Here is a 23,555-nt window from a genome sequence, read left to right as displayed (position 1 = left end):
CTTATGGAATTTGTCTGGATTTTTGGGGCGACGGGTGATCTGAGTCGTAAGAAATTGCTGCCTGCGCTGGCCAGACTGATGGCGGAGGGCCGTGAGCTCATCGTTATTGGTGTGGGAAGAAAGCAAGTCAGACACAGTGTCTTCCGAACCTACGTTGCGAAGTCGTGTGAGCAGATCTGCGGCGTTCATTTGGATGGTCTTCTGGAAAGACTGTATTATGTGAGAATGGATTTCGAACCGCTGGGGCAGCCGGAAGATCCTGGGTCTTTAAGTGCCCAGGCTGACCTCTTGGCGTTAAAAACGGAACTGGAAGAAACCTACGGTCCTGCGACGCGATCCCTCTTCATACTGGCCACTATGCCTGAATTTTTTGCCAAGGTGGCAGGGGCCATTAAAAGAAGCGGGATTGCGGATGAACCAGGCTCGGCGCTGCTTCTCGAAAAGCCTTTCGGGTACGATCTTGTGTCCGCAGCAGCATTCAATGAAGGGGTTCGTGAGCATTTTGAAGAGAAGTCCATCTTCAGAATTGACCATTATCTAGGTAAGGCTATGCTCCGGAGCCTGTTCACCCTCAGGTTCTCGAACGCAATTTTCGATGCCGTGTGGTGCAGGGATTATATTGAGGAAGTCAGGATTGTTGCACTGGAGACCATCGGCATAGAAGGCAGAGGGGCGTATTATGAACAGGCTGGCGCGCTGAGGGACATGGCCCAGAGCCACATGCTGCAAATGGCGGCGCTGGTGGCCATGGAAGCGCCGGACGTCCTCGGGCCGGAGGCGGTCAGAGCATCTAAAGTTAAAGCTTTGTCGCAGATGACGCTGGATCCGGCGAGCTGCCGCTTCGGGCAGTATGCAGCGTCGGAGGGAGTCAAAGGTTTTCTTGAGGAGGAGGGGATTCCGCCGCAGTCTACAACAGAAACCTTTGCTGAATTGGTCCTGGAACTGGACACACCGCGCTGGCGCGACGTGCCCTTCAAGTTGGTGACAGGTAAGCGCCTTAGTGAAAAAAGGACAGCTATTGAAATTCAAATGAAGGCGACAAAGCTCGCCGGCCAACTTGGAGACCAGATTACGCCGAACCTGATCGAGATAAAAGTTCAGCCTGAAGAAGGCGTCCAGATTAGGTTCAACGTCCTTCGGCCCGGCGCTGAGGCGACCGTGGTCGAACGCGAACTCGACTATTGCCAGAACTGTCTGATAGGTGAGCGTTCGCCGGAAGCTTATGAAAAATTGCTCCTGGACGCGTTAAATGATGATTTAACTTTGTTTACGTCCTGGGGCGAAATTGAGCAGGCTTGGAAGCTGATGGATCCAATCGTCAGCTATATCCGCGGCAATCCGGACAAACTGCTGCGTTATGAGGCGGGAAGCAATGAGACGCTCACAGGAAAGCCTGATGCAGATCACTCAGATTCTCAATCAAAGGAAGAGGGGGAGGCGAATGAAACTTTATGACATCACCATACCCATACGCGCCGGGATGCCGGTTTACAAGAACGACGAGACCAGGCAGCCAAAACTGACCTTCAACAAGAAAGCAGAGACAGACGGCGTGACCAGCAGCACACTGGAGCTGGATCTGCACACAGGAACCCATTTGGACGCGCCTCTGCATATGCTGGCGGGGGGAAGCGCCATTGATGAGGTCTCACTCGCCTCAGTGATGACGGCTTGCCGCGTGATTTCACTGACGTCTCTGGAAGGCGAAATCACACCGGAAATCTTAATGCCTTTCGATCTCAAGAGGGGCGACTTCGTTCTGTTTAAGACCAAAAACAGTTTTTCAGAAACCTTTGATCAGCAGTTTGTCTATTTGGGTCAGGCGGCTGCGGCCTATCTGGCAGTGCTGGGCATTAAAGGCGTAGGAACGGACGGTCTTGGCATTGAAAGAGGTCAGGCGGGTCATCCGAGCCATAAAGTCCTGTTCGAAGCCGGATGCATGGTGCTGGAAGGTCTGATGCTGAAAAATATTGAGCCTGGCGAGTATAAGCTGATTGCATTGCCGCTGAAAATTGTGGGCGCTGAAGCGTCGCCGGTCAGGGCGGTGCTGGTGGAGGAACGTTGTGTGACGGAGTGAGTACTGAAAAAATAACAGAGGATTATTGACATTTTTTAAGAAAAGGTGTATATAATAATTAGAGATTAGCACTCGAGGGGCGCGAGTGCTAACAACCTCATTCATGAAGTTGAAACCTAAATCTAACGCTTCAATAACAATAATCTGAAATCAAAGGAGTTGTTAATCATGTCAGGACTCGTTCCTTTCAACCAAAGGCGTTCGAACCTCACGCTCAGGCCGCGTGGCTTCGATGACTTCACCAACATGCTTGATGACTTTTTTAGCGATAACTGGATGCCTTCACGCAGCCTGATGCGCGACACGTTTAAATTGGACGTGGAAGAGGCAGAAGATCACTACAAAATAGATGCGGATCTGCCAGGGGTTAAAAAAGACGAAATCTCGCTGGATATGAATGAAGGCAGGCTGACCATAGGCATCAAGCGTGAAGAAAAAACTGAGGAAGAGAAGAAGAATTTCGTTCATAAAGAGCGTCGCTACTGCTCCATGCAGCGCACGGTTTATCTGGGTGACGCCAGCACGGACGATATCAAGGCGAAGCTTGAGGATGGCGTGCTGAACATCATCGTACCAAAGGTCAAGAAAACTGAAGTTTCAAGAAAAATCGAAATCGAATAGTGCATGCCCCTAAATATGAGACTGGCGCCAGGGTCGCCCCACCTTGGCGCTTTGTTTTGCGGTGGAATGGGCGAATGAATGCAGGAAGTCGAGTGCGGTGATACGAGTACTTGAGACAAGTACAGGCAACGATAGCAGGAGACTGGGAAAAAGAAAATTCTGGGAATTGAAGTTGAAAATACAATTGAGAAGAAGGAGCGTTCAAACGTGGCAAAAAAGCAGTTTAAAGCAGAATCGAAGCGACTTTTAGACCTGATGATCAATTCCATCTACACCCACCGGGAGATCTTTATCCGGGAGTTGATTTCCAATGCCAGCGATGCCATAGACAAAATGTATTACAAGGCGCTGACGGATGAGGCCATTCGCTTCAACAAAGAGGATTATTTCATTGAAATTGTCGCGGACAAGCAAAACCGCATTCTTAGAATCAAAGACACCGGCATAGGCATGACTAAAGACGAGATGGAGGAAAATCTTGGCGTTATAGCCAAGAGCGGCTCTCTCGCCTTCAAAAAAGAGAATGAACTCAAGGATGGCTACGACATCATTGGTCAATTTGGCGTAGGTTTTTACTCTGCCTTTATGGTTGCGGAGGACGTGACGGTCATCAGCCGCGCCCATGGCAGTGACGAAGCCTGGAAATGGGAATCCAAAGGCGCGGACGGCTATACCATTGAAGCCGCAGAAAAGGACGCCACTGGGACGGAGATTATCCTGACCATTAAGGCCAACACAGAGGACGAAAACTACGACGATTATCTCGAAGAATACCGCCTGCGCTCGCTGATCAAAAAATACTCAGACTTTATCCGCTACCCAATCAAGCTCGAAACTACCCGCAGCCGTCTGAAAGAGGGCACTGAGAGCGATTATGAAAGCTACAAAGAGTTCCAGACGGTCAACAGCATGGTGCCAATTTGGAGAAAAAACAAAAATGAGCTCACGCCGGAGGACTACGAAAGCTTCTATTCCGAGAAGCACTACGGCTTTGACAAGCCGCTGAAATACATCCATATGAATGCCTCAGGCCAGGTCAGCTTCAACGCTATTCTCTACATTCCGGAGAGCATTCCGTTTGACTATTACACCCGCGAGTTCGAAAAAGGCCTGGAGCTTTACTCAAGCGGCGTGATGATCATGCATAAATGCAGCGATCTCCTGCCGGACCACTTCAGCTTCGTCAAAGGTATGGTGGACTCCGAGGACCTCTCCCTCAACATTTCCAGGGAGATGCTCCAGCACGACCGCCAGCTCAAGCTGATCGCCAAGAACATCAAGAACAAGATCAAGAATGAGCTCCTGTCCATGCTGAAGGATGACCGCGAGAAGTACGAGACCTTCTTCAAGGCTTTTGGCCGCCAGCTGAAGTTTGGCCTCTACAATGACTTTGGCATCAACAAGGAAGACCTCCAGGATCTGATCCTCTTCTATTCCAGCACTGAGCGCAAAATGGTGACCCTTGCCGAGTACGTGGGCCGTATGGCAGATTCCCAAAAGTATATCTACTACGCGACTGGTGACGCGCCAGAGCGCATCGACCGCATGCCGCAGACCGAGCTCGTCGCTGACAAGGGCTTTGAGATCCTCTACTTCACAGATGACGTTGATGAGTTTGCGATTCGCGTCCTGATGTCTTACAGTGATAAGGAATTCAGGAACGTTTCCGGCGGCGATTTGGGCATAGAGACCGAAGAAGAGCAGGCGGCCGATGGTTCCGAAACCACCACCTTCTCAGCCCTTTTCGACAGCATGAAATCGCAGCTGGGCGACAAAGTCACAAAGGTAAGGGCATCCAAGCGTCTGAAGCATCATCCGGTGTGCCTTGCCAGTGATGGCGAGCTCAGCATTGAAATGGAAAAGATCCTGAGCGCTATGCCAAACCAGGAAGGCGTCAAAGCGGACAAGATTCTCGAAATCAACACCCATCACGAGATTTTTGAGACCCTGAAGAAGGCCTTTGAGGAAGATCAGGAGAAGTTTGAACTCTATACCGGTCTCCTGTACAATCAGGCGCGTCTGATCGAAGGACTGCCAATTGAAGATCCGGTGGAATTCACGAATCAGATGATTAAGATTATGAAGTAGGGTTTGAATAAGGTAAAGACTGAAAAATGAAAGGAGCAAGGCACCCCGCTTGGGGGTGCTTTGCTCCTTTTAAGTGGCAGTTGGCGCCTATCAATGGAAGGCGGTGTCAGCGGCTGGCGCTTATCCTGGAAGGCGGGGCTGATAGACGCTCGCCGCTGACGCCATTTTCCGTCAACCCCATCTTCCGTGTTTGCAATCTCTGCAGTTCGGTATAGAATTGAATGTAGAACAGGCCTGCTTTGACTTGAGCGTGCCGCGAAAGGGTGGGGGCTTTGCCAAGAATAAAGAATGTGAAAGAATCAAAGCTTAGAAGCCGCAAATTTGGGATTGATGTGCTGAAGCAGGCCGGGATCTGGGAGAATGAGTTTAGGGTTGAGCTGGCAGCGGGCAAGCCTGCAGCTGAGGTCTACACCCTCTTTGTTGAGCGGCTCAAATGGCTTCAGCACGAGCGGCTGGTGCATCTATTGGTTCTCATGATGACGGTCACGGCCCTTTTGATTACTTTTGGAGCAGCGCTCTATGTGCCGGAGAAGGCATTGGTTTGGATCCTGATACTTATTCTGTCCGTTCTGTCTGGAGCCTATGTGCTGCATTATTTCAGACTCGAGAATTTGGTTCAACGCTGGTATTTGATTGAGACGGAGATCTTAAATTATTCTAAAAGTGAGCATTAGCATTAGGCTTGGATAAGTTCGTCGAAGTCATAAAATATGTTTGAGTACGGTCAATTTAGGTATTGGAAGAATGTTGAATTGTCTTTGTGTAGATTGTTCCCATAGGGCAAAGTGTTGTACACCAAGTGCGGTTGGCGTAAAAATTCTGAAGGAGCAGGCTAAGGGCAGCAATAAATAGGACCAGCCTGAAAAGTGACAGCCAAATGCCGACCGGATTACCAAATTCCAGTAGGACAGCTGATAGGATTAAGCCCCAAAAGACGATCATGACAGCGGGTTTGACACCCTTGGGAAGTTTAAGAAATCTTCTGGGTCCCTTCGCAGCGCTTAAATCCTGTATGGCACCCATTGGACAATAACCGGCACAGAATGTTTTGTTTTTATTTTTTAATGTCAAATAAAGACCAAAAGCAAAGAACAGGAAAATGGCATACCAAAGTCTAAGCACACACATCATTACAAAAATTGCAGCGAGTGCAGATTTTTGAGTTAGTTTGAGTCTCAAGTAAAGACCTCCTGACACTTTATTGATGATGGAAAACATACCCCGTAAGGGTATTGTACAGAAGTTTTAACACCTAGTCAACCCCCTGATAGAGGGGGTGATCAGAGAGGAGCAGCGCTTTTGAATAAGGTGCTTGATACTATTCACAACAGAGTTTCTCTGCGGAAGTACGCAGATCGTCCAATTTCAGATGAGCACATGAATTTGATTCTGGATGCCGCTATTGCCGCGCCAACGGCAGGAAATCAGTGCCTCTATTCGATCATAATGATCAGAGATCCAAATACCAAAGAAGCTTTAAGTGAAAGCTGTGATTTTCAGCCCTTTATAGCCAAGGCGCCGGTGATATTGATTTTTGCGGCGGATCAGCAAAAATGGTTTGACTACTTCTCGGCGAAAGATGTAAAGGCGTTTGCCAAGCACACGGGGCTGTCCTTTGAAGCGCCTCAGGAATCTGATCTTATTCTTGCCTGTGAGGATGCATTAATTGCGGCTCAAAATGCGGTGATCGCAGCGGAATCCCTTGGAATTGGCTCGTGTTATATTGGGGATATCATGGAGAATTATGAGTATCATAAAGAACTGTTAGGACTTGAGGACTGGGTTTTTCCGGTTTGTATGCTTTGTCTGGGATACTATGAGCCGCATACAGTGAGGGTTCAGCAAAAAAGGTTCAAGCGCGAATTCCTCGTTTTCGAGGAACGTTACAGGAAGCTGACACCCGAAGAGCTTGAGAGGATGTTCGAGGACAAAGCAAAGGAGTTTGTCGAGAAAAATCGTTATGGTGCAGAGAATTTTGCCCAGATGTTTTACGCCAGAAAAACAGGCGCGGTGTTTAGTAAAGAGATGGCACGTTCCGTCAGAGTGGCGCTTAAGAAGTGGGATGGACGCAGGCTGTAGCAGTGGCATGAGGCTGCATTGACGCTTGCATGACGCTTCAAAACGGAGAAAACCTCGCCGCATCGCCCTTGGGGACAAGGGCGATGCGGCGAGGTTTTCTTCGTAAATTACAGCTTCCTAAACTTACTCAGATCAAGCTTCATGATGTAGCGGTCATGGCCCTTCCCGTATTCGTCTTTGCGGTGCTCAACAATTTCAAAGCCCATCTTGTCTTTATAGAGTTTGATGGCAGGCTGATTTTCGACGTCAACAGTTAAACTCATAGATTTGAAATCCTGCTCGTAAAGGTTTTTGCATATTGAGACCAGGAAATGATAGCCGAGCCCCTGTCCTTGAAAATCCTCGGCAATGGCATAATCGAAGAGGTAGCACATATTTGTATTTTCCCAATCTCTCATGAGAATCGCAATGCCAATCAAGCGTTTTTTGTCTTCCTCTTTAAGGACGAAAACGTTGCCGTGACGGACCTGAGGCACCAGCCCCCACTCGTCCATGCCCAAATCTCCAAATATGCCAAGACCAAAGGTCACCATGCGCTTCAGAAATTGAAGGTCATAATCCTGAACTAAATAAACTTTAAGATTGCCTATGTTACCATCCAGGTTTTCGACGACTTTTTGGGGTAACTTTCTGATTTCTTCCAGCATAAATTTCACACTCCTTTTAATGCAATTAAATACATTATACACTAGTGATAAATATTATGCAAATTAGGCCAAATAACCGCATGTAATTTAAACAATATGAACTATATTATTTAATAGAGAAATAACATTTTGAGTTATACCAAAATACACCTGAACGAGTAAAGAGAAATTTCGGGAATGTAGAATTTCTGTTGCAAATTCTTCACTCCTGTTTTCGAGGAATAGGATATAATGAAGGCAGAATAAGTCTGCTTGGTATTCGACCGGCACGACTTGGGAGAAATTAGTGAAAGTGAGGTGCTGATATGGTCGAATTAATCTCAATGGCAGCAAAATATGTCCTGGTTGTGATCATATACGTCTTTATCTATAAAATCGTTCAGCTCATTTACACAGACATCCGCATGTTGATGGGACGAGACTCGGTTGCGGCTCTGCTGCCTCATCTGAAGCTCATGACACCCCTGGGTACAAAGGGCGCGCAATCCATTGCTGAGATTTATCCAATTTTAAGACCGGAGTCCCTAATCGGTCGATCCAAAAAATGCCTGATTATTCTGCCTGACCCATATGTATCATCAGAGCATGTACGCATAGACAAAGTCGGGGACAAATTTTTCGTTGAGGATCTAGAGTCCGCCAATGGGACGCTGCTCAACGGCAAAACACTGGACAGACGCGTCGAACTTAAAGACGGAGACAAAGTCTCACTGGGCAGGATAGATCTCGTCTTTTCTGAAGGCGGAAGGTGATGGGGATGAAGGCGAAAACCGGAACATCTCTATATACGCACTTCTGGGGTCCACTTCATCTGGTTGCGCTGACCATTCTGGTTCTATTCGGTCAGCTTGCGCTGATGGGAAGCCCCATAGATTTTATCCCTTTGATTATGGGTGCCTCACTGTTGCTTCTTATCTATTTTGTCGGTTGGATTATTCGTTTCAACCGTCTTGGAGATCCTTACCTTTGGACCATTGTGGCCATGTTGATAAGCCTTGGTCAAGCCATGCAGTATCGGCTGTCGCCGGTCAATGGCGTCAAACAGTTCAACTGGATTCTTATTGGTGTGTTAGTTTATCTCTTAGTTTACGTCCTGTATGCAACGCTACATGGACGCTTCAGGTCTGTCTTCTTCCACTATGGTCTGTTGATAGCTTTGTTCGCGATTACCCTGATCTTTGGCACGGAGATCAATGGAGCGAGAAACTGGCTGAAGCTTGGCGGCTATACATTTCAACCTTCAGAACTCGGCAAAATCGTCTTTGTCTTTTTCATGGCGGCCTGCGTAACAACACCTGAGCGCCTCAGACTAAAATGGTCCGGACGTGAGATTGATCCCAAATTAGTCATGATGGGTCTCGTCTACATCCTGATGGGCTTCTTCGCGATTCAACGGGAGTTTGGAACTGCCATGCTGATCTTTGGCGTTTATATGACCTTTATTTATGTTTTTGAACGCGATATGCTCTTCACGGTTTATAATTTAGGGCTTGTTTCAGTGCTCGGATTTATCGCTTTTAAAACAGTCAGCCATATTGAAGTTCGTGTTGATACCTGGCTTAATCCATGGATTGATACAGGCGGAACGGGCTATCAGATTACACAGTCACTTTTTGCCATTGGATCGGGTGGCTTTTTTGGTAGTGGCTTAGGTATGGGATATCCCAAATTCATACCTGCGGTCAGAACAGATTTTATATTCGCAGCCATCTGCGAAGAGCTGGGTATACTGGGCGGGATCGCCGTCATTATGCTGTTTTTTATCCTCTTGTACAGGGGCATGAAACTTGCCCTCAGGATCGAAGACAGATACATGAAGGCAGTCGCTTTTGGACTGACTATGACTATAGGCTATCAGACTTTTATTATAATAGGCGGCGTCATAAAGCTGATTCCGCTGACTGGCATCACGCTGCCATTCTTGAGTTATGGAGGGTCATCCATGGTCTCGAGCTTTGCGACCTTGGGACTGCTGCAGGCGTTATCCGGCCAAATACTACGCAAGGAGGCGGCTCAACTTGAAACTGGATACAATCAATAGCCGAATCCTGCACAGCTTGGTTTTGGCAGGTGTGCTCTTTGGACTGTTAATCACGTCTTTGACTTGGTTTGAACTCAGAGGCAAAAATGACATCATGGGAAATGCCTTTAATAAACGCCTGATTGCAGAGGAAGAGGAAGTTCTTCGAGGCAGGATTATTGACAGAAGCGGTGAAGTCCTTGCAGAAACCCTGCCCTCAGAAACTTCAAAGATCAGAAATTATCCCCAAAAAAGGCTGTATGCGCATATCATTGGCTACAATTCTGGTGTGTATGGGAAAACTTTGCTGGAAGCGAAGTATAACAGTGAGCTGATAGGTAAATCGAATCTGGAGTTTTTTCAACAAATTCAAAAAATGCTGTCTGAAGAGACGCCAAAAGGTTATGATTTGCGCCTGACTATAAGTCATGCGCTTCAAGTCGTCGCAAGAGAACAGCTTGGAGACCGTCATGGTGCGGTTGTAGCGCTGGATCCCAAAACGGGAGAAATTTTGGCCATGGTCTCTACCCCGGATTTTAATCCCAATGCCTCAAATCTGGAAGAAAATTGGGGGTCGCTCATTGAAAGCGAAAGCAGCCCATTGCTGCCCAGAGCAACCATGGGACTTTATCCGCCGGGCTCCATCTTTAAGGTCATTACAGCAGCGGCGGCAATTGAAGCTGGTAAAGCGGATTATACGACCGAGGATCTGGGGACTACAGTCATTAACGGGATGACGTTCTCCAACGCAGGTGAAAAAGCCCACGGTGATGTCGATCTTCACAAGGCTATGACCGTTTCAAGCAATGTCTATTTCGCTGAACTGTCTCAGAAGATAGGTGCCTCGACCTTAATTGCAAAGGCACAAGACGCTGGGATCACAAAGTCTTTTGATTTTGACTTGCCGCGTACAGACAGCCGGATTGGCGATAACAGCATGGGCAAAACTGAACTGGCTGCGACTGGAATAGGTCAAGGCAAACTGTTGGTGTCTCCTCTCCAAATGGCCATGTTGGCCGCCGGTATAGCGAACAATGGCACTATTATGCATCCCTATTTGGTCAAGTCAGTAGAAAAAGAAGAAGGAAACCTTTTGAGAACGACAGATGCGAAGATCCTCTATGATATGGTCAGTCCTGAGACGGCCGCCGAAATTAAATCTATGATGGTCAGCGTCGTTGAGGAAGGCACCGGAACACGGGCTCAGATTTCCGGTGTTCAGGTGGCCGGTAAAACCGGCACTGCTCAAAACGAAAAAAGTACAGAGAGCGACAGCAAGGACCATGCATGGTTTATTGGCTTCGCACCTGCTGAGGATCCCCAAATTGCCGTGGCAGTCCTGCTGGAATATCGCGGAGAAGGCGGTGGCCGAGCCGCGGCACCAGTGGCGGCAAAAGTTATGTCCGCCTGGCTGAAGCTGTCAGAGTCTGAGTAATTAACATATTTTGTAAACGCACCATGCCCACTGCAGCTCGAGAATTGGGGAGTGTGATTTCAAATGTCATGGATTGAACAGCCGGAGTACGAGGTGATTCTTTCAGAAGGCCCATTGGAGCTAAGAAAATATCCGTCTCTGATCGTTGCGGAAGTTGTCAGACGTCGAAGTGGTGACCTGAATTCCGGATTTCAGGAAATTTTCAATTACATTAGTGGCCAAAATCAGACAGAGCAAAAAATTTCTATGACTTCGCCCGTCATCAACCGTCAGGGAGATGACTACTTCACTACGGCTTTTGTAATGCCGTCGGAGTACACGCTGGACACACTGCCAAAGCCCAAGGACCCAAATGTGAGCGTCAAGGAGCGCGTTGGTGGTACTTTCGCGGTGATCAGGTTTTCTGGAGGTTGGAGTGAAGAGAGATTCAAGGCGCGTCAAATGCAGCTTGAGGATTGGATCCGCCTTCATGGGTGGAAGATCCTCTCTGAATTGACTATAGCGAGATATAATCCGCCATTTACACCTGCGATAATGAGACGAAATGAAATCATGTATCAGGTGGCTGCAGAGTAAATTGAAGTGGCTTGAATGGCCTCGTGAAGCCACCGAAAACAATGCAGTCAAGAAGTTAGAGTGATTGTTATTTGTGAGATAATTAGGGTATCATTGGGTTGAACTGAGTTTGAGTGCTCCGAGTTTGCGGGGCCTGAGTCACGTGCGCTATAAACACTAAAACCGAATAGCTTCTCGGTCAAAGATCCTGAATTAGTTTTAGACATTATAGAGCTCGTAAGGTTCTGCGGACCAATGGGTGGAAGAAGGAATTCTTCCGCCTGCCCATAGCAAAGGAGTCCATTCTCGTTGGCGGTAGTTGCCGGATCGGGGGGTGGACTTTGCTGTTTTTTTGGGGGAAAACTGGAAAGCCCGAATTTAATCAAACAGAGGGGGTGGAATGAATTCTCATTCATGTCAGATTCTCAGGATATATTGCCGCCAGTCTGGGTTACAAAGAAAAAATTGTTGAACTCAAAGCTGCAGGTACGGTTCAGGATCTTTTGACCTTGCTTACTTTACCTGTCAGCCAAAGCTGGATTGCCGTCGTCATCGACGGAAAGATCAGGGATAAACGAACCCTGCTGAAAGAGGGGGATGAGGTTCTGGTTATGCCGCTCGGCGGAGGTGGATAATCCTGCTTGCGGCTGAGTCGTGTGGGCCTTTGCCTGCCATTTGCCGCCAAAATGAGTCTTTAGAAAACCGTAACGCCTCAACTCGAGGACCACAGAAGGAGGTCGTGACAACGTGATTCCAGGTGTCGTGAAAGTATTGTCAAACGCAAGGGCATGTCAGGGATGCCGTGCCTGTGAAGCCATTTGCTCACTGAAGCACTTCGGCGCCGTCAATCCCAAATCGACTGGTGTAAAGATTAAGGAAAGCAAAGAGCCTGGAAAGTTTACCCAAACCGTCTGTCAGCAGTGTATCGATATGCCGTGCGCCTCTGTTTGCCCGGTTGAAGCCATTCAGCGAGACGGCTTTACAGGTGCCGTTGCGATCCTGGACAGCTGCACCGGCTGTGAAGCTTGTGTCGAAGCCTGCCCAATCCATGCCATCCACATGACGCAAGTTACGGGCGAGGTTCGGGCGTTTAAATGCGATCTTTGCGGTGGTATTCCCGAATGCGTTTCAATTTGTCCGCGTCAGGCACTGAGCTGGTAGGAGGTGGAGAGCGTGAAAGGCTATAAAGATTGTGTTCTGCGCGTGGATTTGGCGTCAAAAAACATAACTAAAGAATCTTTAAATCAGGACTACTTAAAGCAATATCTGGGTGGGGAAGGTTACGGAATCGCGCTGCTGTGGGATGAAATGCCTCATGGGGCAGACGCCTTCAGCCCTGAGAATATACTCAGTTTTAACACTGGGCCACTCACTGGGACACCGACACCATCGGCCTCCAGAACTTCTGTTGTCTTTATGTCACCGCTGACCAACACTATAGGCGCGGCGAACATGGGCAGCCATTTTGGGGCGGAACTTAAGTTCGCGGGCTATGACAGTATTGTGTTCACCGGTCAATCCAAAACGCCTGTCTATTTAGTCATAGACAATGACAAGGTGGAGCTTCACTCAGCGGACCACCTCTGGGGACTCGATACGAGACAGACGACTGAAAAACTCAAAGAAGAGATTGGCGAGGCGTTTAAGATCAGCTGTATAGGCCAAGCAGGAGAAATGATGTCGAAGCTGGCCTGCATTTTCAGTGACGACTGCTTTGCCGGTCGCGGCGGCGCTGGAGCGATCATGGGCCACAAGCGCCTGAAGGCGGTCGCTGTCCGGGGGACAGGCTCCGTGGAGGTCGCAGATAAGGACGCGTTTCTCGAGTTCAACAAAACGGCGATTCAAGAGCTGCGCTCTGAAGTCTATACCTGGGGACCGGTTCATGGCTATGGCACGCCTGCCTGGCTCGGCGGTGTCAACGAGTATGGCCTGATGCCAACCCGTAATTTCCGCTCCAATGTCTTTGAAGATATGGACCCGCTGATGCCGCATAATCTATGGAATGATACCGGGCGGTTCACTGTACAGCGAAGAGCGTGCTACGCTTGCCAGCTGGGTTGCCATAAGTATGTGACTATGGGCAATGTCGAAGTGGGCGAGCTCGAGTATGAAACTATAGCCGCCTTTGGTCCGCGTTGCGGGGTCAGCGATTATCCTTCTATTGCTATGGCCAATTATTATGCGACTCTTTATGGCATTGACACCATCTCAGCGGGGGCAACGGTTTCAGCCGCCATGGAGCTCTTCGAAGAGGGACTTATTGGACTTAAGGAGACGGATGGGCTGGAGCTTAAGTTTGGAAATGGCGAAGCTATGGCCGAACTGGTGAGGCGCATGGGTCTCAGAGAAGGCGTCAGCGGTGATTTGTTTGCCGATGGTTCCTGGCACGCCGCCAAGCGCATAGGCCAAGAAGCAGAGAAATTCGCCATGACAGTCAAGGGCATGGAAATTTCAGCGACGGATCCAAGGGGTTCCTCGTCCATGAGCATTGCCTTTGGAACCTCAGAACGCGGCGCGTGCCATATGAGGCCATACGCCGCCACCATAGACGGTTTTGGCTACCTATTTCCAGACCTTGACATCAACGAACCTAAGAATCCATTTGACGACAACGAATCCAAAGTCTGGCTCAAGGCAATTAAAGAATACTTCGTGGTGACAAATTTGATTGGCATTTGCGATTTCAATGTCATCAACACGGAGATGCACCCAACGACTCTGGCGGCCCTCTATTCTGCGGTCACAGGTATTGAAACCGACAAGCTGGAACTCCTGAGAAAAGCAGAGCGTGTCATAGCCCTGGAACGCGCCCTCAACTACAAACGCGGATTCAGACGTTCGGATGACAGGCTTCCAAAGCGCTTCATGCATGAACCGGCGCAGTCCGGTCCTCCTGCCGGGCGCGTGGTGGATATGGAGACCGCTCTGGATCGTTATTATGAAGCCTGCGGCTACGATCGCGAGAAAGCTGTGCCTACCAAAGAAACCTTTGAAAAACTGGGGATGGAAGACGTTTATAAAAAGCTGAAGCCTTAGACGGTCGAAAGCTGGAAATGGAAAACTGGGTGTCAGACACCCGGTTTCTAACCGACTTTCCGAATTGATTCACCGGAGGTGAATACCAGATGATCCAAGAAGTTTTGGAGCGCGTTAAAGCTGCAGAAGCCCTTGCAGATGGTCGGCTTGCCGAAGCGAGGACCGAAGCTGAGGCTATACTGAGAGTCGCAAAGCTGAAGGCAGAAGCTATGGTCAAAGACGTTTCAGTCCAATATGCCAAGGTTCGGACTGACGCATGTCATAAAGCTGAAGAGGAGGCAGAGCGCCAATCCGGACCTATTCTTGAAGCCGCGCGTCACCAGTCGGAGGAGATTCGAAGGACGCTTCAGGATCGCGTCGAAGCAGCTGCAAAGTGGGCAGCTGAAAGGATCGTGAGATAGATGGCTATAGTTCCAATGAAAAAGGTGACAGTCGCTGCACTTCAGTCTGAGCTTCAAGCCTTGATGTCAGCGCTTCAGCAGTTTTCCGGCATCGAAGTCACGAAGCTTGAAACTCAAGTGCTTGAATCTCTTCAACCCCTCGTTCCATCCGCGCTGAAACATGGCTATGAGGAATCCCTACGACAAATAAGGTTTTGCATGCAGCATTTGGAGCCATATGAAGCCGCAAAAGGAAAACTGCGCGCACTCAAGGAAGGGCGCCCCTTACTAAATCAATCCGAGTATTATGAGCGTTGTCGGGATAAATGGTGGATCCCGCTCTATAACACAATTAAGAAATGGGAGGATGAGGACAGAAAACTTCAGTCCCGGAAGGTGACACTTGAGGCGGAAGTTTCTGCGCTGCAGCCCGTAAAAGGAATTGGATTTTCAGGCGAAATGATGAGTTCATTTCATCACACAGCTGCGGAGCTAGGCATGCTGCATAAGGATCAGTTGGAAATGCTTGAGTCTTTTATGGCAAAAGCACTTCCGGATGCCTATTTCGAAAAACTGGGTGTTGAAAAAGAGGGTATCCTTATACTTATCCTGACCCACGCCAAAGACACAGAGGCGCTTCAGACATTCCTGCAAACCCTCAGATTCAGCAAAGTCCAGCTTGAATTCGAAACAGCGCCTGCGCAAAAAATACAGCAGATCCGCGAGACATTGATTCAGCTGGATCAGCTGCGAAGCAATCTGGCTGCACAAATCGAGCAGCATGTAAGCAGCCTGGAAGAGCTCAGAGCAACCTCTGACATGATCACATCAGAAATTAAGAAGTGTGATGCCACTGCGCTGCTGGGTTCGACCCGGTCGGCATTTTTGCTGGAAGGCTGGGTGCCCGAACCGCTTTTATCCGAGTTTGAAAAGATTGTCATGGACACTTGCGGCGGCGCAGCGGCCTTGACAAGTCGGGATCCAAATGAGCAGGAGCACGTACCGGTTCTGTTAAAGAACAACGCCTTTGCAGAAGCGTTCGAGCCGGTAACCGCTATGTACAGTCTGCCGTCTTACTTTGAAACGGACCCCACCCCGGTCTATGCGCCGTTTATGCTTGTTTTTTTCGGGATGATGCTCTCGGACGCGGCTTATGGGATTGTGATGAGCAGTCTCGCTTTATGGGCGCTGAAAGCATTGAATCTTGATCTTAAGCAGCGCAAATTCGCGAAACTGTTTTTATGGCTGGGATTGTCGACTGCGTTTTTTGGCGTACTCTACGGCAGTTATTTTGGCGATTTATTCTCCGCTCAAGTCACGCCGGTTTGGCTGGATCCGTCATCGAATCCAATGTCTGTGTTGTATGTCGCCATTGGGATGGGTGTGATCCACATTTATGTAGGGTTGGGCATAAAGGCTTGGAACCTGATTCGGACCGGCAAAATGTTGGATGCGGTTTACGACTCTGGACTTTGGATCTTGACGCTTTCTGGGATAATAATGATGTTGCTGGGAACTGAGACTATCGGCAAAATTATTGCAGTCCTTGGCGCCGCAGGTCTGGTGCTGACTCAGGGCAGGGACAAAAAAGGGATAGTGCCAAGACTTGCAAGTGGACTTTTTGGATTGTACGGGATCACGGGATACCTCGGCGACGTCTTGTCGTATTCCCGTCTATTGGCGCTTGGTCTTGCAACAGGATTGATAGGTTCAGCCTTCAATCTGATGGTCAGACTGATTGGTTTTGGTCCATTGACCTTTGTATTTGCAGTTCTGATTTTTTTAGGCGGACACACGTTCAATCTGCTCATCAATATTCTGGGCGCCTATGTCCATGCCGTGCGACTGCAGTACCTTGAATTTTTTGGAAAATTTTACACCGGTGGCGGCCGTGCGTTCGCGCCTTTTGCAACAGAGTCGAAATATTGCCAGTTTGTTAAATAGGAGGGTGGATTGAGTGGAATTCATGGAGTTCTTTTCAAATTACGGCGGTCTGGTACTGTCACTTCTTGGTGCGGCAGTGGCGACTGCCCTGCCGGGGATAGGCTCGGCGAAAGGGGTCGGATTGGTTGGACAGGCGGCTTCCGGTCTGATTACGGAAGAGCCTGAGAAGTTTGGCCAGTCCCTGATCCTGCAGGTTATTCCAGGCACACAAGGGTTCTACGGTTTTGTCACCTCCCTGATTATTTTAAATAAAATTGGCATTTTGGGCGGGGAGACAATGATGGTGTCGCTTCAATCCGGTTTCTACATTTTCATGGCAGCGCTTCCAATAGCCATTGCCGGCTGGGGCTCCGCGATTTCTCAAGGAAAAACCGCGGCAGCGGGGGTTGCGATCCTGGCTAAAAAACCTGAGCATATGTTCAAGGCAGTTCTTTTCGCAGCTATGGTCGAAACTTACGCCGTTATTGCGCTGGTCACCTCCATCATCATGATTACCGGCATCACACTATAAGGGAGGCTTGACTATGAACGGCCTGGAACGTCTGATTCAAAGAATTGAAGCGGAAGCCGAAGACCAGGCTGCGAAAACCATTGAGGCTGCTCAAACGGAAGCCTCAAGTATTCTGGAGTCGGCGGAAATCGAAGCTGAAGATAGGAAAAGACAACTTATGAGCCAACTGGAAATCGAAGTGAAGGGGATCCGCGATCGAAAGATTTCAAGGGCGGCTCTGGCTGCCAGGGATGAAGTGCTGACGGCGAAACGGGAAGCGCTCGAAACTGTGTATACTCGCATAATTGGGATGATGGATGCTTTAGAGGGCGAGGCGCTGTATGAGTTTTTGCTTCGCCGGTTTCAAGCTGTCATCAAAAGCGGCGCTGTGGTGATCGCCTTAAACGATCAAACTGCCAGACAGCTTCCAAAAGATTATTTAGAGCGTATTCTCGAGGTCTACCAAAAAGAAGGTGTGACACTTAAGCTTGAACAGCAGCAGCGGCAGCTTGCGAATGGATTTCAGCTGATTCAGGGCGGGGTGGTTTATGACTGCACCTACCCGGCGCTCGTGTCCGAAGTGCGTGAGTCTGTTGAACCTCAACTGGCACAGTTGCTTTTTAAGGGTGTGTGAGATATGGACAGGCTTGAGTTTGCGCAAGCAGTCGCGAGGATTCGTGTGCTCGAAAAGCGATTGCTGGACAAGTCGAATTATGAGCAGTTGATTGGTCTGAACTCAGAAAAGGAATGGGTGCGCTGGCTCCAGGACAGAAATTATTCCCCTTTGCTTTCGGCTATAGACCAAGGCGGCGATCCCGAGAAGACGCTTAACCTGATTCTGGCGTCAGAGTATGAACTGGTAAAATCAATATCACCTGAGCCACAGATCACCTCACTCCTCGGATTGAAATATGACTATCACAATCTGATGGTCCTCATTAAATCGAAACTGGGCGGAGAGGCGCGCACCGATCTTTGCGCTCAGGCAGGCAACCTGCCGCCGTCCGCACTGCAGAGGGATTTGGAGCGCGGTGCGCTGCGGGACTGGCCCGAGCAGCTGAGTCTGACCGCAGCCGAAGCTTTAAGGCAGTTTGAGCGGAACCGGGACCCACTTGAGCTGGATTGGATTATTACCAGGTCTCATCTGAGTCATATGCTGTCGGAAGTCGAGATCTACAACAGTGACTTCATCAAAGACTGGGTCCTTCAGAAGATTGACCTGTACCATCTGACGGTGCTGCTGGGCGGCCAGAAACGCGGAGATCCGGAAACTGACATGGATGAAAGGTTTGTGCCGGGAGGCAGACTGGACAAGGCGTGGCTTCACCGCATGTACCGTGAGCCCGTTGAAAGTCTGATCAAAAAATTGGCACATACGGACTTTGGTGGCCTCCTTAAGGTGTGTTCGAATGCTTTAGCCGATGGTGATCTCTCCACCTGCCTCGCAGATCAGAGTGAAAGGCTGACACTGGCCAAGCTTCAGGCAGCCAGTCGAATCAGCTTTGGACCAGAACCGCTTTTTTCATACCTGCTGAACAAAGAAGCGGAAATTCGAAATCTGAGAATGATTTTACTGGGCTTTCAGGTTGGTTCTTCCGCGGACGAAATAATGGAAAGGTTGAGGATGCCGGATGCTTAAACTGGGCGTCATTGGAGATTATAATACCGTTCTGACTTTCAAAACCGCCGGGATTCAGGGTGTATACCCCAAAGGACGCGAGGAAGCGCGTCGCGCCTTGACGAACATGTCTGACGGAAGCTACGCAGTTGTGTTTGTGACGGAGAATTTCGCCGTCGACCTTGAGGACTTGCTGGAAGCGGGTCAAAGCAAACCGATCCCCGCCGTCATCTTAATTCCGGGTGAAAAGGGCAGTCAGCAATTAGGACTTCAGCGCATTAAAGATAATATGGAAAAAGCGGTCGGCGTTAACTTATTGTGAGTATACGGCTCCTGTTCTGACTGAAAGGCAGGTTGATAGAATTGGAAACAGGTCGAATCCTAAAAATTTCAGGCCCTCTGGTCGTAGCGGAAAATATGGCGAACGCCAGTCTGTCAGATTTGGTCCGCGTTGGCGATAAGCGGCTGATAGGTGAAATTATTGAAATGAGGGGCGATAAAGCGTCGATCCAGGTCTATGAGGAGACGACAGGTCTGGGTCCGGGAGAACCTGTTGAAACGACAGGCGAAGCTCTGAGCGTTGAGCTTGGGCCAGGTTTGATCTCATCCATTTACGACGGGATTCAGAGGCCTCTGACGAGAATCCAGTCGCAAAGCGGGGATTTTATCGAACGCGGCGTTGAAGCGCCGGCGCTGGACCGAAGCAGGCGCTGGAGTTTTGTCGCGTCCAAAAGTCCGGGGGAACGGGTTCAAAGCGGGGACGTTTTGGGCGAGGTCGCTGAATCCGCCTTGGTGACCCATAAAATCATGGTGCCGCCGGGTGTGCAGGGGGAACTGAAGAGCCTGAGCTCGGGCGAGTTTACGGTTGAGGAAACCATCGGCACAATAACAACAGAGGCTGGAGACAGAGAGATTCAAATGATGCAGAAATGGCCGGTCAGAATAGGGCGGCCTTTCGCGAACAAGCTAAGTCCCAGTGAACCAATGATTACCGGCCAGCGCGTCATCGACACCTTTTTTACGGTTGCCAAAGGTGGCACTGCCTGTGTTCCGGGACCATTTGGAAGCGGAAAAACGGTGGTGCAGCATCAGCTCGCGAAGTGGGCGGATGTGGACATTGTCGTCTATGTAGGCTGCGGCGAGCGCGGCAATGAAATGACGGACGTGCTGAATGAACTGCCTGAGCTGAAGGATCCGCGGACGGGTGAGTCGCTGATGCTCAGAACGGTATTGATCGCGAACACCTCAAACATGCCGGTGGCGGCACGTGAAGCTTCAATGTACACGGGCATGGCGATTGCGGAATATTTCAGGGATATGGGCTATACTGTGGCGCTGATGGCGGATTCGACTTCCAGGTGGGCTGAAGCTCTGCGGGAAATGTCCGGACGCCTCGAAGAAATGCCAGGGGAAGAGGGCTATCCGGCCTATTTGGGCTCAAGACTCGCGGACTTTTACGAACGGGCGGGCAAAGTCGTTTGTCTTGGCTCGGACCAAAGACAGGCATCTCTGACCGCAATTGGCGCGGTATCGCCGCCGGGCGGCGACTTGTCTGAGCCTGTGACACAAGCGACGCTTCGCATGGTCAAGGTTTTTTGGGGGCTGGATGCGCAGCTCGCCTACAGCAGGCACTTTCCTGCAATCAACTGGCTGACTTCTTATTCGCTGTACCTGGAAAAAACCAGCGCATGGACTGAGGCGAATATTCATCCTGAATTCATTCACCTTCGCAAAGAAGCGATGGCTTTACTGCAAGAGGAAGCAGAGCTCATGGAGATCGTCAGGCTGGTAGGCTATGACGCGCTGTCTGAGCCGGATCAGTTGAAAATGGAAGCGGCGAGATCGCTGCGCGAGGATTTTCTGCAGCAGAACGCTTTTCACGAGATCGACTCCTATGCGTCCCTTCAGAAGCAGTTCAAGATGCTGTCCCTGGTTCTGAATTTCGCGAAGCAGGCGAACCGGGCTCTAAATGAAGGCGCAACCCTTAAGTCGATTCTGAAGCTTGGCGTCAGAGAGCGGATTTCGAGATCCAAATATCTCAATGAATCACAGCTGGAAGAATTTGAATCAATCGAGGCACAGATGATATCTGAAATGGACAACGTCACCTTGAAAGGTGGTGAGGCAAGTGATTAAAGCTTATCATACCGTTCGTGAGATCGTTGGGCCTCTGATGGTGGTCGACGGCGTTGAAGGCGTTAAATATGATGAACTCGTCGAAATCGAAACTCAGACCGGCAGCATTCGAAGGGGAAAAGTGCTCGAAATCAGCGGGGACAAAGCGGTTATTCAGTTGTTTGAAAGCTCAGCGGGGATCAATCTGAAGCAGACGAGTGCGCGTTTTCTTGGAAAACCGTTGGAGCTTGGCCTGTCTGAAGAAATGCTGGGAAGAGTATTTGACGGGATTGGCAGAATCAAAGACGGGGGTCCAAAGCTCATCGCGGAAAGGTACGCGGACATCAATGGCCTTCCCATTAATCCGGTGGCCCGTGATTACCCTTCTGAATTTATCCAAACCGGCATCTCCGCCATAGATGGTCTGAATACCCTGGTCAGGGGCCAGAAACTGCCGGTTTTTTCGGGATCGGGCTTGCCCCACGCTCAGCTCGCAGCTCAAATTGCCAGACAGTCCAAGGTGCTTGGCTCCGACTCCAAATTTGCGGTGGTATTCGCAGCCATCGGCATTACATTTGAAGAGGCGCAGTTCTTTTTGGATGACTTTACAAAAACCGGTGCCATTGATCGTGCCGTTCTGTTTATGAACCTTGCGGATGAGCCCGCTGTGGAGCGGATTTCGACACCAAGGATGGCGCTGACAGCGGCGGAATTTTTAGCCTACGAGAAGGATATGCATGTGCTCGTCATCCTAACGGATATGACGAATTACTGTGAAGCGCTCAGAGAAGTCTCCGCGGCGCGAAAAGAAATACCGGGCCGCAGAGGCTATCCCGGCTATCTTTATACTGACCTCGCGAATCTCTATGAGCGCGCAGGCCGGATCAAGGGCAGAACCGGTTCTATCACACAAATTCCTATCCTCAGTATGCCTGAGGATGACATTACGCATCCCATTCCCGATCTGACGGGCTATATTACAGAGGGGCAGATCATTTTAAGCCGTGAGCTGCATAGAAAAAACATCATACCGCCGATCAACGTACTGCCGTCCCTGTCGAGATTGAAGGACAAGGGAATTGGAAAAGGGAAAACCAGGGAAGATCATGCGGATACAATGAACCAGTTGTTTTCAGCCTACGCCCGTGGACGTCAGGCTAAAGAACTGGCTCAAATTCTCGGAGAATCTGCGCTGTCAGAATTGGATCAGCAGTTCGCGCGGTTTGCGGATGCTTTTGAGAAAAATTATGTCTCACAAGGTTACACTGTCAACCGGGCCATCACAGAAACACTCGAAATTGGATGGACGCTTCTGAAGATGCTGCCTCGTCATGAGTTGAAACGGATCAGAGATGCCTATCTTGATGAGTATTATCCTCAGGCTCGGGATCTGGACGCCTCAGAGACTGAGAGCGGTGAATCCTCATGACGCGACTCAATGTGAATCCCACCAGAATGGAGCTGACGAACCTCAAGCGCCGAAGAATTACCGCTGTTCGAGGACACAAGCTCCTGAAGGACAAGCAGGATGAGCTGATGCGGCATTTTATAGAAATGATTCGTGAAAATCACGAGGTCAGACAGCAGGTTGAAATGGAACTTTCCAGGGTATATAAATCCATGGCGGCAGCCAGAGGCGAATTGTCATCGACCTTTGTCGAAGGTGCTTTAATGCTGCCTGAGAAAATTCCCGCAGTGGATTTGAAGCTGCATAATATTATGAGTGTCAAGCTGCCAGTTTACAAGGTGCTGACGTCCGGCTCCCAAAATCCAAAAAAAGGAACCGGATCCAGCAGAATGCCTTCTCCGGCTGTCGAGCACACAGCAGCTATGTTTAATGTATTGTTGCCAAGACTGATTCATCTCGCTGAAATTGAAAAGTCCTGTCAATTGATGGCAGATGAAATCGAAAAGACGCGACGACGTGTGAATGCGCTTGAATATACGACGATCCCGCAGCTTAACGAGACCATCCGCTACATTAAGATGAAACTGGACGAGAATGAACGCAGCAGCAATATCAGACTGATGAAGGTCAAAAGCAGATTGGTTGAAAAAGAGGAGGCGTAGATCTCAAATGAAAAACATAATCGTTTACACAACGAAAACATGACCTCATTGCAAAACAGCGAAAGAGTTTCTTTCGAAGAAGGGGTATCCCTATACTGAAAAAGATGTCAATGAGGATCCGGCAGCCCAGTCTGAATTCAGGGCGCTTGGTCTTAGAGGCGTTCCGGCATTCAAAATTGGTGAAGATGTAGTGATAGGGCTGGATACCCAAAAAATCGAAGCGCTGGTGGACTTTCAAATCCAGCGCTGCCCAAACTGCGGAATAAAAATCAGAGTTCCAAAGAATAAGGGAAAGCTCAAGATAACGTGTCAAAGCTGTCAAACTCAGTTTTTTGTTGAGACTTGATTCAAGCGTGGGCAGAGGCACAACTATAAAAACG

At 49.3% G+C, this 23,555-nt stretch carries 24 protein-coding genes and 1 pseudogene; 23 read left to right on the top strand and 2 right to left on the bottom strand.

What is annotated here, in order from left to right; genetic code table 11:
• Positions 1-3: 3 nt before the first annotated feature.
• The 5 genes from zwf (at position 4) to AC4PHM_RS07140 (ending at position 5,460) form a co-directional block, all read left to right on the top strand.
• On the top strand, positions 4-1,455 hold the full coding sequence (gene zwf / locus AC4PHM_RS07160) for a glucose-6-phosphate dehydrogenase (RefSeq protein ID WP_492020213.1): 1,452 nt from the start codon (positions 4-6) through the stop codon (positions 1,453-1,455).
• Positions 1,442-2,077: a cyclase family protein gene (locus tag AC4PHM_RS07155; RefSeq protein ID WP_492020212.1), complete on the top strand. Its 636-nt coding sequence runs from the start codon at positions 1,442-1,444 to the stop codon at positions 2,075-2,077. Before zwf ends, AC4PHM_RS07155 begins: the two co-directional genes overlap by 14 nt.
• A 168-nt stretch (positions 2,078-2,245) precedes the next feature.
• Entirely contained in the window at positions 2,246-2,698 is a 453-nt protein-coding gene (locus tag AC4PHM_RS07150) for an Hsp20 family protein (RefSeq protein WP_492020211.1), read from the top strand.
• A gap of 207 nt (positions 2,699-2,905) precedes the next feature.
• Positions 2,906-4,786 (top strand): molecular chaperone HtpG, encoded by a 1,881-nt coding sequence (htpG, locus tag AC4PHM_RS07145; protein WP_492020210.1) that lies wholly within the window; start codon positions 2,906-2,908, stop codon positions 4,784-4,786.
• Positions 4,787-5,058: 272 nt separating this feature from the next.
• The gene (locus tag AC4PHM_RS07140) at positions 5,059-5,460 is read left to right on the top strand and encodes a hypothetical protein (RefSeq protein ID WP_492020209.1); all 402 of its coding nucleotides are present in this window, start codon (positions 5,059-5,061) and stop codon (positions 5,458-5,460) included.
• Positions 5,461-5,515: 55 nt separating this feature from the next.
• Here the strand turns inward: AC4PHM_RS07140 and AC4PHM_RS07135 are convergent, their stop codons facing one another.
• The gene (locus tag AC4PHM_RS07135; RefSeq protein WP_492020208.1) at positions 5,516-5,965 is read right to left on the bottom strand and encodes a 4Fe-4S binding protein; all 450 of its coding nucleotides are present in this window, start codon (positions 5,963-5,965) and stop codon (positions 5,516-5,518) included.
• A gap of 129 nt (positions 5,966-6,094) precedes the next feature.
• On the opposite strand from AC4PHM_RS07135, the gene AC4PHM_RS07130 reads away from it, so the two are divergent.
• Positions 6,095-6,865, top strand: a complete 771-nt coding sequence (locus AC4PHM_RS07130; protein ID WP_492020482.1) for a nitroreductase family protein — start codon at positions 6,095-6,097, stop codon at positions 6,863-6,865.
• 107 nt (positions 6,866-6,972) lie between these two features.
• On the opposite strand, the gene AC4PHM_RS07125 is transcribed toward AC4PHM_RS07130, so the two are convergent.
• Positions 6,973-7,512, bottom strand: coding sequence for a GNAT family N-acetyltransferase (locus AC4PHM_RS07125; protein ID WP_492020206.1), 540 nt, complete (start codon positions 7,510-7,512; stop codon positions 6,973-6,975).
• A 305-nt stretch (positions 7,513-7,817) separates the two neighbouring features.
• Here AC4PHM_RS07125 and AC4PHM_RS07120 point away from each other — a divergent pair, with 305 nt between their 5' ends.
• From AC4PHM_RS07120 to AC4PHM_RS07040, 17 genes and pseudogenes are all read left to right on the top strand, one after another.
• Complete coding sequence (locus AC4PHM_RS07120) at positions 7,818-8,264, top strand: FHA domain-containing protein (RefSeq protein WP_492020205.1); 447 nt, start codon at positions 7,818-7,820, stop codon at positions 8,262-8,264.
• Positions 8,265-8,269: 5 nt separating this feature from the next.
• Complete coding sequence (locus AC4PHM_RS07115; protein ID WP_492020203.1) at positions 8,270-9,553, top strand: FtsW/RodA/SpoVE family cell cycle protein; 1,284 nt, start codon at positions 8,270-8,272, stop codon at positions 9,551-9,553.
• The gene (locus tag AC4PHM_RS07110; protein WP_492020202.1) at positions 9,531-10,967 is read left to right on the top strand and encodes a peptidoglycan D,D-transpeptidase FtsI family protein; all 1,437 of its coding nucleotides are present in this window, start codon (positions 9,531-9,533) and stop codon (positions 10,965-10,967) included. Before AC4PHM_RS07115 ends, AC4PHM_RS07110 begins: the two co-directional genes overlap by 23 nt.
• Positions 10,968-11,030: 63 nt before the next feature.
• Positions 11,031-11,543 carry an SOUL family heme-binding protein gene (locus AC4PHM_RS07105; protein ID WP_492020201.1) on the top strand — a complete coding sequence of 171 codons (513 nt, stop codon included), beginning with the start codon at positions 11,031-11,033 and terminating at the stop codon, positions 11,541-11,543.
• A gap of 383 nt (positions 11,544-11,926) precedes the next feature.
• The gene (locus tag AC4PHM_RS07100; protein WP_492020480.1) at positions 11,927-12,157 is read left to right on the top strand and encodes a MoaD/ThiS family protein; all 231 of its coding nucleotides are present in this window, start codon (positions 11,927-11,929) and stop codon (positions 12,155-12,157) included.
• A gap of 112 nt (positions 12,158-12,269) precedes the next feature.
• Complete coding sequence (locus AC4PHM_RS07095) at positions 12,270-12,683, top strand: 4Fe-4S dicluster domain-containing protein (protein ID WP_492020200.1); 414 nt, start codon at positions 12,270-12,272, stop codon at positions 12,681-12,683.
• 12 nt (positions 12,684-12,695) lie between these two features.
• Positions 12,696-14,558, top strand: a complete 1,863-nt coding sequence (locus AC4PHM_RS07090; RefSeq protein WP_492020199.1) for an aldehyde ferredoxin oxidoreductase family protein — start codon at positions 12,696-12,698, stop codon at positions 14,556-14,558.
• 89 nt (positions 14,559-14,647) lie between these two features.
• A complete protein-coding gene (locus AC4PHM_RS07085) occupies positions 14,648-14,959 on the top strand; it encodes a hypothetical protein (RefSeq protein ID WP_492020198.1) in 312 nt (103 codons plus the stop codon).
• Positions 14,960-16,882, top strand: coding sequence for a V-type ATP synthase subunit I (locus AC4PHM_RS07080; protein WP_492020197.1), 1,923 nt, complete (start codon positions 14,960-14,962; stop codon positions 16,880-16,882).
• A 22-nt stretch (positions 16,883-16,904) separates the two neighbouring features.
• Positions 16,905-17,393, top strand: a complete 489-nt coding sequence (locus AC4PHM_RS07075) for a V-type ATP synthase subunit K (protein ID WP_492020479.1) — start codon at positions 16,905-16,907, stop codon at positions 17,391-17,393.
• A 13-nt stretch (positions 17,394-17,406) separates the two neighbouring features.
• A complete protein-coding gene (locus tag AC4PHM_RS07070; protein ID WP_492020196.1) occupies positions 17,407-18,006 on the top strand; it encodes a V-type ATP synthase subunit E in 600 nt (199 codons plus the stop codon).
• 3 nt (positions 18,007-18,009) lie between these two features.
• Entirely contained in the window at positions 18,010-19,011 is a 1,002-nt protein-coding gene (locus tag AC4PHM_RS07065) for a V-type ATPase subunit (RefSeq protein ID WP_492020195.1), read from the top strand.
• Positions 19,004-19,312: a V-type ATP synthase subunit F gene (locus AC4PHM_RS07060; RefSeq protein WP_492020194.1), complete on the top strand. Its 309-nt coding sequence runs from the start codon at positions 19,004-19,006 to the stop codon at positions 19,310-19,312. Before AC4PHM_RS07065 ends, AC4PHM_RS07060 begins: the two co-directional genes overlap by 8 nt.
• Before the next feature lie 41 nt (positions 19,313-19,353).
• The gene (locus tag AC4PHM_RS07055; RefSeq protein WP_492020193.1) at positions 19,354-21,126 is read left to right on the top strand and encodes a V-type ATP synthase subunit A; all 1,773 of its coding nucleotides are present in this window, start codon (positions 19,354-19,356) and stop codon (positions 21,124-21,126) included.
• Positions 21,119-22,534: a V-type ATP synthase subunit B gene (locus tag AC4PHM_RS07050; protein ID WP_492020192.1), complete on the top strand. Its 1,416-nt coding sequence runs from the start codon at positions 21,119-21,121 to the stop codon at positions 22,532-22,534. Before AC4PHM_RS07055 ends, AC4PHM_RS07050 begins: the two co-directional genes overlap by 8 nt.
• Positions 22,531-23,175, top strand: coding sequence for a V-type ATP synthase subunit D (locus tag AC4PHM_RS07045; RefSeq protein ID WP_492020191.1), 645 nt, complete (start codon positions 22,531-22,533; stop codon positions 23,173-23,175). The genes AC4PHM_RS07050 and AC4PHM_RS07045 overlap by 4 nt, the downstream gene beginning before the upstream one ends.
• 55 nt (positions 23,176-23,230) lie before the next feature.
• Positions 23,231-23,521 (top strand): annotated as a pseudogene (locus tag AC4PHM_RS07040) (glutaredoxin domain-containing protein); the annotation flags it as partial.
• Positions 23,522-23,555 lie beyond the last annotated feature (34 nt).

Source organism: Acidaminobacter sp. QWL-03 (assembly GCF_058683855.1).
This window is presented reverse-complemented; position numbering and strand designations above follow the sequence as displayed.